This window comes from Novosphingobium sp. P6W, from assembly GCF_000876675.2.
Classification (GTDB): Bacteria; Pseudomonadota; Alphaproteobacteria; order Sphingomonadales; family Sphingomonadaceae; genus Novosphingobium.
Map to the genome: position 1 here is coordinate 994,861 of NZ_CP030352.1, position 11,977 is coordinate 1,006,837.

Below are 11,977 nucleotides of genomic sequence, written 5' to 3' on the forward strand. Positions count from 1 at the left end.
ATGATCCCAGCGAAAAGTCTGAAACCCGGTGCCCCGCTCTGGCGGGTTCGGATCACGGCAATCTTATGGTTCCTGGGAGGTATCGCATTCCTGCTCGGTCTGCCCATAGTGCTTCAGGCATCGCCGTTGGTATTGGTAGGCATCGTTCTGGTGGCGGGTGTCATAGCCGGTCTCCTGGCATTTCTCCTTTCACGCGTGCGCGGTGGGCGTATTGGCCACAGGTGGATCATAGGCACAATCGCCAGCACGTTTGTTCTGACCGCATTGGCGGCGTCACCTGTCTATTATGCTGCGACGTTCACGCAGTTCTCTCCGGCCATGGTACCGCAGGCGGTTTTGTCGAATGGCCACAAGACAATCGTATTCCAAGGCATGCAGCACGTGGGCACCGAGGTCTTCTTCAAGACGGTGGTCTACGACCTGGAGGATGCGCTTTCGCGAGGTTCGGTGGCGTACTACGAAGGCGTCAAGCCTTCTACCCCGGCAAACGATGCCTGGTTCGCATCCACCATCACCGGCGGTGCCGACCTGAGCAGCGCCTATCGCGAACTGGGTGAAGTGTGCGGATTGCGGTTCCAAAGTGACTATTTTGGATTGCTTGGCCGTGACGTGCGCGAGCATCCTGCGGCGCATGTTGTCGCCGACGTCGATACCGCGCAGCTCCATGCTGAGTACGACCGGCTGATGCGCTCTGATGCCGCCTTCGCGGCGGCGATGCGCGTTCGTGAAACCACCAAGACCGACGAGGAGACCGACGGGCTGGAGCGCCTTGTCGAATTTCTGCGCAAAGGAAGCGCTGGGCAACGCGAAATCGGTGGGGTCCTATGCCGCGGGTATATGACGTTCGCGATGCACCAGTCATCTCAGGACGAATTGAACAAGCTTATCCTGGTTTATCGCAATCGCGTTCTAGCCAGGGCGCTTATAGCTGAGCCCCGGCGCCGAATTTACCTGACATATGGGGCGGGCCACTTGCAGGGAATTCTGACTTTGCTGCGTCAGGCCGATCCCAAATGGCAGGTGCAGTCGGTAAAATGGGCACGCACCATCGACCGTCAGGAAAGATTGGCCGGCAAGCTCTGAAGACCCATGGATCGGCAAGAAACATCGCAGTTACTTGCCTGGCCCTTCGGCGGGGCTCGGATGCCCAACGCAGATTAGACTGCGGGCAAACGCAGGCTATTCACCTGCATGTCACGGCGGCAGTTGCGCCGTGACATGCAGGTGACGGAATGGGTCAGTTCAAAGGCCGTCCCGGGTTATCGCCATCACATCGATGAAGCGTCCACGTCCATCGAAGCGACAGCGGAAGCGTTTGATGCCGTTGCGGCCCTGATCGGCGGACCCATCGATCACGCTACCACCGCGATCGGCGACGACGCGGCCGGTGGTGATGTAGTTGGGCCGAACGCCATACTGGCGCGATGCCTCGCCCCGGCAGAACGCAGGCATATTGCCCGGCGAGACAGGGGGGCCAGAGCCGACAGGACCCGGAACAGCAGGGCCGCCATTGCCGGGACCGCCGCTGCCGGGGCGGCTGTTCACGGCTACCGTCAGACTGTAAGTGGCTCGCTCGCCGCGCCTTGCGGCATTGCGCATCAGGTAGACGCGAACTCGGTAGTCGCCTGAATCCTGGAGGCGGCTATCGAAGCGGCTGCCGGCGATGGAGCCGTTGAAGACCGCCTCTTGCGATCGGGGCGACAAGACATTGAAATAAGCGGACGTGCTGGTGGTCTTGAGCGAGACGGACATCGACTGCCCAGCTCTGGCCCCGACGATATAATCGACCGTCTCGTACCCGCGAATGGTCCCGCGCACGGTAGCCGAGCTGGCTCCGCGCAGGAATTGTACCCGTTCGCTCTTGATGGGTGCCTGTGCCACTGCCGGTATCGCCGCGACAGCTGCAACGGCCGCAACGAGGGTTCCATGTTTCCAGTTCATGCGCATTCTCCCGAAGTGATACAGGCCCGGCAGAGCGGGCCTGCATGGCACTGATTAAAAGCGGCGGTGATCCTCGCCGTCGATCAGGTCGCAGCCGCCGCGAAAAGCGTAAGGATCGGTGCCCTTGATGCTGATCTGGCCGCTGCGTCGGTTGATGGTGATAACCGGCTTGTTGAGCCCGTTGAGCCGGTACTTCGCGCGGATCACGTCGGGGCCCATTTCGACATCGTACAGACCCCACCAGCCATCGTTGCCTCGGCTGTTGATCGGTGGAACCAGCTTTTTGGGAAGGCGGATATGTCCGCCGCCGGGCCAGAGCTGAATCATGACCGAAGCATCGAACTGCTGCCCGGTCATCTCCGTGCGGTTGCCGTAATCGTAGCGCCGGGTCCGGCTATTCCAGGTATATCCGTAGGTGGTCGCAAAGCCCGGCCGCTGGCCGTCACCGAAACAGACGAGGCCCAGGTCGACATCCTGACCGCCTACTTGATAGCGATCCCCGGCGCGGTCTCGATCTTCGACGTAGCTGGGGGACTGGCGCTGATTGGAAGCGGAATTGCCATAGGTATAGCCGGGGGTCGGACGATAGCCCCGGTTGTCTTTGGAACTGTTCCGGTTTGCCTGTTGACCACAGTCGGGCGCCGGGGTGGACGTGATGGAATTATAGCGGCCGTCCATTGTCGCGACACTTACACACTGCCGGCTCGAGGCGTTCCACCAATACGTGTAGCTGCGGTCGTCACCTTTTTCCGTTTTTACGAGGCTGTAGCCACGCGACTGCATTTGGGCTTCTGCGCCAACGGCCCGGGCACCGACAAGATCGTTGAGACTGGACGGCGTCTGCGCCTGCGCCGAGCCCGCCAGGACATTTAGCGCGATGATGGACGCTGTAACGGTGATAGCCTTCATTTGAGCGCCTTCCCTACTGATTATACCTGCATAACATCGCATCGAACAATTAGCTCCGTTTCAAGTCTGCAGCATGGCAGCATCAGACATCTCAGGGCCGGGGCACTACCGCGTCCATGATCGTCAAACGCTCCAAGGGCTCCGCTCCCACGCGGGAATCTGTCACCAGGATCGTGGCTCCGGGCTTGAGCTGCGCCTTGATCAGTTCGTAGAACCGGCGGGGCATGCGCACGCGGTTGATGACGGCCTCGTCCACGGCCTTGTCCTCGTCTTCCGCGTGACCATTCATGCCCACATAGACCCAGCGCGGTTCACCGTTCTTTACCGTGAGCGTGATGACGTGCGAGCCCGGATCGTCGTCGTCGATGTGCGCCGCGCCGCGTCCGATCTCAATGCCGGCGCGCAGCACGACGATGCGCTGGTCAGATTTCGAGACTATGATGCTAAGCGGCCCCGTCGGCGAAAGCTGCGGCGTCCAGCGGTATTCGGCGCCGCGCAGCGGCCGGGCCTCCTGCGACTGACCTTTTGCATCGAAGGGAGCCAGCAGGCTGTTCGCGCTGGTACGCACGTGATTGGCGGCATCGCCGTCGACCACTACGGTTATGCCGACGCTGGTGATCCCGAACAGCTCGCGCGCAAACTCGTAGGGCAGATGAACGCAGCCATGGCTTTCAGGATAGCCCGGCAAGCCTCCGGCATGCAGCGCCACCCCGTCCCACGTCAGTCGCTGCTGAAAGGGCATGGGGGCGTTGTTGTACGTGCTGGACCGGTGCTCGGCGTCTTTCTGGAGAACGGTGAAGACGCCGGTTGGCGTATCGTGGCCGGCCTTGCCGCTCGATACGGTCGTCGCGGCGATCCGCACGCCATTACGGTAGACGAGCGCGATCTGGCGTGAGAGGTCCACATAGACGAGAATGGGGCCGGTGGGGGACACCTGCGGTGCCCAGACCCATTGGCCCGGCTTGAGCTGCTCGATCAAGCGCGCGAACTCGGGGGGAGAACTGGCCTTTGCGCCTTGCGCGGCAGCGGGCGTGGTCACGGCAACAAGGGCAAACCCGGCTACCACAGTGCTGCAATATTTCACTTTCCCCCCCAGCCGTGTACCCCGCTCCCACTGCGGGGAGGGCATCGCTAACCCAACGACAGCGGATTTGACAGCGGCTACCCAGCGTATTTCCAATCAATTCCCCCTATTGTTTACGCTCTTCAGGGCGCCGGGCAACCAATCGGGTCTTTGCGCTTGCACGCTGGGTTCGTGCGCTCCCATTCGGTCCTGGCAGCTTGATAGGCCGCTAGTTCCGCTTCGTGCTGACGCGTTGCCTCGTCAAAGGCTGCGTCGTCACGAGCTTTGCGGGCTTCTATGGTAGCAATAGCAGCTTCTCGTGCTCTACGCCGCTCGAGGAAGGTTTCCATGTCGGCCGTCGCACGGGCGACCTGCTCCTCGTTGAGCGCCTTGCGTCTCGCCTCCGGGTCACCAGGTTCCGGCGCACTTCTTTGCGGGATCTCGTCGTCGATCTGTGCACCAACGGCAACGGGCAAGAACGCGGCGGCAATGGCGAGGAGGTGATTGAGCCGAACCATTAAAATTTTCCCTGGTCTGAGATGACACTATCGCGAACGACGAGGATGTCCTGGGCCTGGCAGTGAGCAGATCGGAGGTTCGGCTGCCCCCGCTTACAAGCCAGGGAGACGGCCGGCCCCAGCGGTTGCAGAGAACGGGGCGATCTGCGGAGCATCGGTAGTCTACTTTGCTGCGGTCTGCCGCAGGGCGCGCGGGATCGGCAGCACTTCGACCTTGCTCGTGGCTACGTCATACACCGCCGGAACCACCTTCAATTCTCCCGCATTCACTTTCGCCTCGATGACCGTGGATGAGTTGATGAGGGTCGCCGCATGGATCACGGCGTTCTGCCGCGTAACCGCCATCGGATCTCGGCTTGGGGTCATGTAGATTGCTGGCAGGATCGCTGGAAACAGCGCGCTGATCTGGCCTGGCACTTCAGGATTTTCCATTGCCGCCTTGATGGCCCCGCAGCTTGAATGGCCCATGACGACGATCGCCTTTATGCCCAGAACAGCCACGCCGTATTCTAGACTGGCGATGATCTCCGGCGTGGTGATATTGCCGGCAACGCGAGTCACGAACAGTCGTCCGATCGGCTCATCGAATACCATCTCGACCGGCACCCGCGAATCCGCGCAGGACAGTACGCCAACGGTAGGCCATTGCCCTTCTGCGGCCCGGGCCCTGATTATGGCGAGGTCGCGCGTATGCGCTATTGGCGCGCCGGCGACGAAACGTGCGTTGCCATCCAGGATTTCCTTAAGTGCTTGGTCTGGCGTCAGAGCAGCGTCGGTCACCGTTCCCATAGGCGTCGCTGCCATAGCCGAATCACCCATTCCGGCTATGGCGCTTGTTGCGGCCAATGCCCCCAACACCTGGCGGCGCGATGTCTGGCAGCGGTTCAGCAGCTCCTCTGGAGCGAATCGTTTCTCCGACATTTTAATCCCCCGTCTTGATCGGCATACAATATCATCGCGGCCGGATACGGGCCAGTTCGGGGATGACTGATCTTGGCTCAGCATTCGCCCATCAGTTCAATTTCGATAGTGCAGCTTGCCTTATGTCGGTATGCGCCGAACGACAGCTATCGTCCGGAGCTGCCGTTCGTAATTATCCCCGCGAACGACGGTCAAGTCCCACTTCAAGGCGATGAACGTAGGGCCGGAATCGGGCAGCCGGCTCGGGCGCGGGAACGTCTGGAATCAGGGCGTTGTCAGAAGTGGAATTCGACCGGGACCACCAGTTCGATCCGCTGTCCCTTTACGTCCTCCGGCGGCTGGGGCAGCGGCGAGGCGCGCCTGGGCAGAGTCAGGGCCTCGCGGTCGAGCAGCGCGAAGCCCGAAGTCTGCGCAAGAGCGACGGCGAGCACGGCGCCGGTGCGGTCCAGCGTGAAGCGGATCAGCACGACCCCCTGCTGGCGTCGGGCGCGGGCGGAGGAGGGATAGGCCTTCACGGCGTTCAGGCGTGCGAGGACGCGCGATTGCCAGTCGGCCGGTTTCTCCGACGGCGGTCCGCCCACAGGCTTCGCCAGCGGTGCGTGGGAAGGTGGCGGGGCCGCCTGTTGCGCAGATGTGGCGGTTAGCGGGATCGTTACCGCCGGTGTGGCCATCGCCGGGGCGGCCGCTGGCGTGCTCGGTTGCGGCTGGGTGGCCGCGGGGGCTTCGACGGACTGGTCGGGTTCGGCCGGTTCCGGCTGCGCCCCCGACGTCTTCTCGGTCGGCACGTCGAACACTGCCAAGCGCTTTGCTGGCACCATCTGGACAAGCGCCGGCTGCCACACCCACAAGGCGATCACGATCGGGATCAGCTGGACCAGCAGCGTGAGGAGGACCGACAGCGGCGACCATCGGCGGGCGTGATAGCCGTAGCGCAGCGCCACCACCTGCTCCGACACGTGCGGTGCGGGAGCGGCCAGGGCGCGTTCGATTGTCATGTGCCGGCCCATCGGATCGCCCTCAGAAGCGCGCCCGGATCGTGCCGGTGATGCGGCGCGGGGTGCCCGGGTAGAGGTTGCTCTCGCTCTGCACGCCCTCGATATAGAACTTGTCCGTCAGGTTCTGGGCATTGACCGAGAGTTCCCAGTGCTCGTCCAGTGCGTAGCGGACGGAGGCATCGAAGGTGTGATAGCCTGCGATCGTGAAGCTGTTGTCGAGATCGATCTGCCGCTTGTCGACGACGCGGATGCCCCCGGCCGCCGACAATCCCTTCAACGCGCCTTGGCGGACGCTGTAGCTGGTCCACAGGCGGCCACTCAGCTCGGGCACGCCGGTCAGCCGGTTGCCCACCGCGAAGACGTTGTCGCGGGCGATCTCGGTATCGAGGTAGCTGACGTTAGCGATGATACTCCAGCCCGGCAGGATATCGCCGGTCATGTCGAATTCGACACCGCGCACCCGTTGCTCGCCGGTCAGGATCGAGAAGTCGGCATCGGCTGGGTCCTCGGTCGCGACGTTCTGCTTCGTGATCTGGAACACTGCCCCGGTGAGTGAGAGCGCATTGGGGATCAAGTCAAGCTTGACGCCCGCTTCGAACTGCTCGCCCTTTTCGGGATCGAGAGGGGCAAGATCGACCGTCTGGCCCTGCTGGGGGATGAAGCTGCGCGTGTAGCTGGCGTAGAGCGAGACGGCCGTCGTCGGCTGATAGACGAGGCCCGCCCGCCAGGTCAGTGCGTCCACGTCGGTGCGCGTGACTTCATCGTTGAAGACGTCGTCCGTGTAGCTCTTGGCACGGTCGTAGCGCAGGCCCACCAGCGCCTTCCACTGTTCGCCCAGGCTGATCTGGTCCTGGATGTAGAATCCCCAGTTGCGGGCTTCGTAGTCGTAGTTCGCATTCTCCCGGGTCACCGGGACCGGAGTGGTGCCGTAGACCGGCTCGTAGATATCGATCGTCCCGATGTTGGCGCGGGCGGACCGAAAGCGGAAGTCGCCGCGATTGTGTTCCGCGCCCACCATGATCCGGTGCTCAATGCCGCCGGTGAAGGCGTCGGCCAGCGCCTCGAAGCGCATCGTGAGATCCTCGGGCGCTTCGGTGCGGGTGGTAACCCGGCGGCGCAAAGTGCGGTTATCGGCTTCTAGGCCCTGCAAGTCGACGCCATTGCTGTCGAACGAGGTCGCGTCGGTATAGCGACCTGTGACGCGCAGCATGAGCCATGGTACAACCTGGCGCTGGGCCGCCAACCCGACCACCAGCTTCTCCGAGGAGTTGGTGGACCAGCGCTCGCCCAGGAAGTTGCCTGCGTCATGCGGATAGTTGCCATTGGCATCGGCGTAGAGGCCGCGGTCAAACGGTTGCTTGGAATCCAGATAATCGACCGTCAGGTCGACGCGCGTGAGCGCATCGGGCTCCCAGCGCAGCGCACCCGCGCCGAAGACACGCTCACTGTCGCGCGCCTGGTCGCGAAATCCCCCATCGGTCTGGATCGCTCCCGTGGCACGCGCACTGAGCGTGCCCGATGCATTGAGCGGACCGCTCACCGAGAGTTCCCCGCGGTAGAAATCGAAGCTGCCACCCTGGAAGGCGCCATTGAACGAGAAGGTCTTGCTCGGTGCCCGCGTGACGATGTTGATGACACCGCCCGGATCGGTCAGGCCGACCATCACCGAGGCAGGCCCCTTCAGCACCTCGACGCGCTCGACGTTCGCCAGATCAAGGAAGGCTTCGGGGCGTTCGGCGGCGTTGCTCAGCGCGAAGCCGTTGATCGCATAGCGCGAGGCGACGAAACCGCGGATGTTATAGGTTTCCGCCCGGTTGCCGGCAGTCCCGTTCAACTGAACGCTCGAGACGTTCTGCACCACGTCGGTCAGGCGAACTGCCGCCTGGTCCTCGATCACCGTGCGGGGCACGACCTGGATCGATTGCGGCACGTCGCGGATGGCGGTGTCGGTGCGGGTCGCGGTGGCGCTCAGTGTCGCGCGGTAGCCTGGGACCGGGCCGGTGGCGGTTTCCATCGGCGCGCTGGCGGAGACGGTACCGGACTGTCCCTGGACGCGCACCGGGCCAAGCTGGGTGGCGCCGTCGCCGGTTCTGGCAAGACGCTGAAGGCGGACGGCGGTGCCGCCGGTGGAACGATAGATGAGGCCGGTGCCGTTCAGCATGCGCGACAGCGCATCGCCGGATGAAAGCGTTCCGGAAACGGGTGCGGAGGTCTGCGCGGCGACGTCGCCGGGTTCATAGCCGACCTGGACGCCGGACTGGCGCATATAGGCGAGCAACGCGGCTTCGAGCGACTGCGCGGGAATGTCGAAACTGCGCTGGTCTGCGGACTGGGCAGCCGCCACGCCGGGCACGAGCGCGGCGGGCGCGACGCCGGCAAGCAGGAACGCGGCGAACACCGAACGAGACTTCGAAATCATAGACCCCCCAAGAAGCAGAATGCGGGACGATCTTGCGATACATTCGCAACATCGTCCTCTTCCAGACGAATGGGGAGGGGGCGTACCCAAGGGCGCGCCGAAATTTATTCCGTGGGTGCGCGCACGATCACGATGCCGCCGGGAAGGCGCATCTGCTGCAGGCCGCGCATGTCGATCAGCGTGTCCAGCGCGTCGTCAGGGTGATTGGTGCGGAAACTGCCGCTGATCGGCGCCGCTGCGGGCAAGTCGCCCCAGACGAAGACCGGCGCCGCGCGATAGCGGGACACCTGGGCGATCGCGGCCTTGACCGAAACCGCGCGCAGCAGCAGTTCGCCCTCGCGCCAGCGCGCGATCAGGGCCGGGTCGATCGCGGCGAGCCGCTGAGCAGCACCCGACCCATATCGCCCCCGAGCCCCTGCCGTCAGCCGAACCGGCCTGCCGGTTCCCCCGGTGACTCGCACCGACCCTTCGGTAACGCCGACGTCCACATCCGGGCCGTCCAGCTCGACCGCAAAGGCCGTGCCGAGGTCCTCTATCACGCCCGCGCCCGCACGGACGCGAAACGGGCGGACATCGCCGTGGCGCACGTCGAACCAGGCCCTGCCCTTCAGCAGCACGACCGAGCGTTCCCCATGATCGAATTGCACGGAAAGCGCGGTGTCCGCATCCAGCACCGCGCGCGAGCCATCGGCAAGGACGATGGGGCGGGCCTGTGTCCCGGGGCTGGCATAGTCGGCCTGGAACCATATCCGGACCGCAGGCATCGCCGACACCAACGCAAGGCAGGCGGCGATGGCGAGACCTGTCGCCACGGGTTTCAAGCGGCGGGGCGTCGGTCCTCCCGCATGGTCGATGCCATGGGTGGCCGGCACGAACGCTTCTTCCAGAGACGCCAGGTCCTGCCAGGTCCGGCGCTCGCGTTGGAAGGCGAGGCGATGTTCCGGGGCGGCGTCCAGCCAATCGTTCAGTCCTGCCAGATCGCCGGCCGACATGCTCCCCGACGCGAGCCGCGCGATCCAGCGACGGGCCTGCGCACCGGCATCGTCTCGATCATTTGCGGCGGCACGCTCCATCGACTTCGCTCTCCCTGGTACAGTGGCGGTTCTTAGCTCCTATGACGTATGTCATCGGCGCTGACCCAACCATCATCGTAATATTTTTTGAAACGATCGGCTTGCCGCGTCAGCATTCGCCATCGCGTGCGCGGGCCAATGCGTCGAGGGCCCGGCGGACGTGGTTCTCCACTGTGGTGGTACTGATGGCCAGCTGTTCGGCAATGGCCCTCTGGCTCATCCCCTCGAAGCGGTTGAGCCTGAAGATGGTACGCGTCGGTTCGGGCAGCGCCTGGGCTGCGGCGCGCACCCGCGACAGGATGGTGATGGAATCGGTTATGCGATCCGGGCCGGGAGCATCGTCCGTTTCCGACAGCATCGCGAGGATCTGGCCAGCCACCTCGTCCCGCCGAGAGACGCTGCGCCGCAGGTCGAGAGCGAGGTTGCTGGCGAGACGAAACAGAAACGCGCGCTTGCGCAGAATGGGCGGTTCGTCGCCGACCGCCTGCACCCGGAACCATAACGCCTGCGTGACCTCCTCCGCATCGGCGCGGTTGCCGACGATACCCTCGACGCGCCGGATGATAGACGCACGCTCCCTGATCAGCAGGGAAGTCAGGGCTTGGGCGGTGGAACTCATGACGGGGCGAGCAGCTATCGGCTTTGCGATTAATTCGCAATTGCGTTGTGTGGCGACAGTTGTTCCAAGTCCGGAATTTGCCGGGAGGGATTGAGAAGGCAAACTCAGCCGGACGGGCGATCGCGAGAAAGTTTCATGAAACGCTGTCATAGGTTCATGCACGTTTGAGCGCTAATCGATGCGGACAGTCTGAACTATCCTAGGGAGAGGCAAGGCTACCTGCGTTGCTCACTGCAATCAGGATGGAGTTTATGGCAAAAATCTGGCGAAGCGTGATGGGCGTCCTGTCGATCTGCTCCCCATCGATTGGCCAAGCGGTGACGGAAGACCGTCCGTCGGTCGCTCCTGCGGACATGCAGGCAGTCGCTCCCGCCCTCGCACGCTACACCGATGATGTCCTGTTCGGTGATAACTGGGAAAATCCCCGGCTGGGCAAGCGCGACCGCAGTCTCATCACCATTTCCGCACTGATCGCAGGGGGAAAGTCCGCGCAGTTGCCGGGCCATCTGGGCAGAGCGCTGGACAACGGCGTCAGGCCTTCGGAGATTTCGGGGCTGGTCACGCATCTGGCCTTCTACAGCGGATGGCCCAATGCGGTCTCCGCGACCACCGTCGTGCGCGAGGTGTTCGATCAGCGCAAGATCGCCCCGACCGCGGTCGCGCCCGCGCTTATGCCTCCGCTGTCGGGGGCTTCCGCCCAGGAAAAGCTGCGGGCAGACGAGGCCAAAGCGACGATGCCTCCCAGCCTGGCACGCTTTACCAACGAGGTCGTGTTCGCCGACTTGTGGCACCGCCCCGATCTGTCCCCTCGCGACCGCAGTCTGGTGACGATCGCGGCCTTGACGATGGCCGGCGATACCGGCCAGTTGCCGTTCCACATCGACCGTGCCCTCGACAATGGTGTGACCCAAGTCGAACTGGGCGAGGCGATGACACATCTGGCCTTCTACGCCGGGTGGTCCAAGGCCATGTCCGGCGCCGCACTTGTGCGTGAAGCCGTCGAAAAGCGGGCTGCGGCAACTTCGAAGGCATTGATCGTCGCACGGCGCGGGAGTGGGCCGGTCAGCGATGGGCCGGCCACGCGGTTTATCGGCAAGGTTACCGTCTCGGCGCCATTCGAGGCGAGCGTTCCCTCTCGCCTGAGCGGCGCCACCGTCACGTTCGCGCCAGGCGCCCGCACGGCATGGCATAGCCATCCGCTCGGGCAGACCCTGATCGTCACTGACGGCTTGGGTTGGACCCAGGTCGAAGGCGGGCCGATCGTGGAAATGCGCACCGGGGACGTGGTCGTCTGCCCGTCAGGCGTGCGCCACTGGCACGGCGCCGCTCCCACCGGTCCCATGAGCCATGTCGCCGTGGCCGAAACCCTCAACGGCGAGGCGGTCGAGTGGGGTGAGCAGGTGTCAGAGGCGGATTATCGCAAGGGCCCTCAGGCAGAGACACGGTCCAAGCACCCATGAGGCGCAGGTCTAACAGGATGAAACGGTTCCGGGCGGCAAGCCCGGGACCGGTTATAGCG

General features: G+C 63.8%; 11 protein-coding genes. 2 read left to right on the plus strand and 9 right to left on the minus strand.

What is annotated here, in order from left to right; all coding sequences use genetic code 11:
* Window positions 1–1,083 carry a hypothetical protein gene (locus TQ38_RS04870; protein ID WP_082057971.1) on the plus strand — a complete coding sequence of 361 codons (1,083 nt, stop codon included), beginning with the start codon at window positions 1–3 and terminating at the stop codon, window positions 1,081–1,083.
* 159 nt (window positions 1,084–1,242) lie between these two features.
* On the opposite strand, the gene TQ38_RS04875 is transcribed toward TQ38_RS04870, so the two are convergent.
* From TQ38_RS04875 to TQ38_RS04915, 9 genes are all read right to left on the minus strand, one after another.
* Window positions 1,243–1,941: a hypothetical protein gene (locus TQ38_RS04875; protein WP_043980097.1), complete on the minus strand. Its 699-nt coding sequence runs from the start codon at window positions 1,939–1,941 to the stop codon at window positions 1,243–1,245.
* Between the two features lie 54 nt (window positions 1,942–1,995).
* Complete coding sequence (locus TQ38_RS04880) at window positions 1,996–2,850, minus strand: hypothetical protein (RefSeq protein WP_043980095.1); 855 nt, start codon at window positions 2,848–2,850, stop codon at window positions 1,996–1,998.
* Window positions 2,851–2,941: 91 nt separating this feature from the next.
* Window positions 2,942–3,934, minus strand: coding sequence for a L,D-transpeptidase (locus tag TQ38_RS04885; RefSeq protein WP_043980092.1), 993 nt, complete (start codon window positions 3,932–3,934; stop codon window positions 2,942–2,944).
* 122 nt (window positions 3,935–4,056) lie between these two features.
* Window positions 4,057–4,431, minus strand: a complete 375-nt coding sequence (locus TQ38_RS04890; protein WP_043980090.1) for a hypothetical protein — start codon at window positions 4,429–4,431, stop codon at window positions 4,057–4,059.
* Between the two features lie 162 nt (window positions 4,432–4,593).
* Window positions 4,594–5,436 (minus strand): carbonic anhydrase, encoded by an 843-nt coding sequence (locus tag TQ38_RS04895; RefSeq protein WP_240197954.1) that lies wholly within the window; start codon window positions 5,434–5,436, stop codon window positions 4,594–4,596.
* Window positions 5,437–5,627: 191 nt separating this feature from the next.
* Window positions 5,628–6,347 (minus strand): TonB family protein, encoded by a 720-nt coding sequence (locus TQ38_RS04900; protein WP_240197955.1) that lies wholly within the window; start codon window positions 6,345–6,347, stop codon window positions 5,628–5,630.
* A 22-nt stretch (window positions 6,348–6,369) separates the two neighbouring features.
* Window positions 6,370–8,766 carry a TonB-dependent receptor gene (locus TQ38_RS04905; protein WP_052506011.1) on the minus strand — a complete coding sequence of 799 codons (2,397 nt, stop codon included), beginning with the start codon at window positions 8,764–8,766 and terminating at the stop codon, window positions 6,370–6,372.
* Between the two features lie 104 nt (window positions 8,767–8,870).
* Entirely contained in the window at window positions 8,871–9,839 is a 969-nt protein-coding gene (locus tag TQ38_RS04910; RefSeq protein ID WP_043980086.1) for a FecR domain-containing protein, read from the minus strand.
* A gap of 109 nt (window positions 9,840–9,948) precedes the next feature.
* The gene (locus TQ38_RS04915; protein ID WP_043980084.1) at window positions 9,949–10,458 is read right to left on the minus strand and encodes an RNA polymerase sigma factor; all 510 of its coding nucleotides are present in this window, start codon (window positions 10,456–10,458) and stop codon (window positions 9,949–9,951) included.
* A 251-nt stretch (window positions 10,459–10,709) separates the two neighbouring features.
* Between TQ38_RS04915 and TQ38_RS31440 the strand changes: the two genes are divergently transcribed.
* Window positions 10,710–11,918, plus strand: coding sequence for a carboxymuconolactone decarboxylase family protein (locus TQ38_RS31440; protein WP_052506014.1), 1,209 nt, complete (start codon window positions 10,710–10,712; stop codon window positions 11,916–11,918).
* The last annotated feature ends 59 nt before the right edge of the window (window positions 11,919–11,977 follow it).

Coding starts and splice junctions, on each gene's coding strand:
- TQ38_RS04915 (WP_043980084.1), bottom strand. CDS start 10,458: ATGAGTTCCACCGCCCAAGCCCTGACTTCCCTGCTGATCAGGGAGCGT.
- TQ38_RS04895 (WP_240197954.1), bottom strand. CDS start 5,436: ATGCTGAGCCAAGATCAGTCATCCCCGAACTGGCCCGTATCCGGCCGC.
- TQ38_RS04910 (WP_043980086.1), bottom strand. CDS start 9,839: ATGGAGCGTGCCGCCGCAAATGATCGAGACGATGCCGGTGCGCAGGCC.
- TQ38_RS04870 (WP_082057971.1), top strand. CDS start 1: ATGATCCCAGCGAAAAGTCTGAAACCCGGTGCCCCGCTCTGGCGGGTT.
- TQ38_RS04900 (WP_240197955.1), bottom strand. CDS start 6,347: ATGACAATCGAACGCGCCCTGGCCGCTCCCGCACCGCACGTGTCGGAG.
- TQ38_RS04875 (WP_043980097.1), bottom strand. CDS start 1,941: ATGAACTGGAAACATGGAACCCTCGTTGCGGCCGTTGCAGCTGTCGCG.
- TQ38_RS04880 (WP_043980095.1), bottom strand. CDS start 2,850: ATGAAGGCTATCACCGTTACAGCGTCCATCATCGCGCTAAATGTCCTG.
- TQ38_RS04905 (WP_052506011.1), bottom strand. CDS start 8,766: ATGATTTCGAAGTCTCGTTCGGTGTTCGCCGCGTTCCTGCTTGCCGGC.
- TQ38_RS04890 (WP_043980090.1), bottom strand. CDS start 4,431: ATGGTTCGGCTCAATCACCTCCTCGCCATTGCCGCCGCGTTCTTGCCC.
- TQ38_RS31440 (WP_052506014.1), top strand. CDS start 10,710: ATGGCAAAAATCTGGCGAAGCGTGATGGGCGTCCTGTCGATCTGCTCC.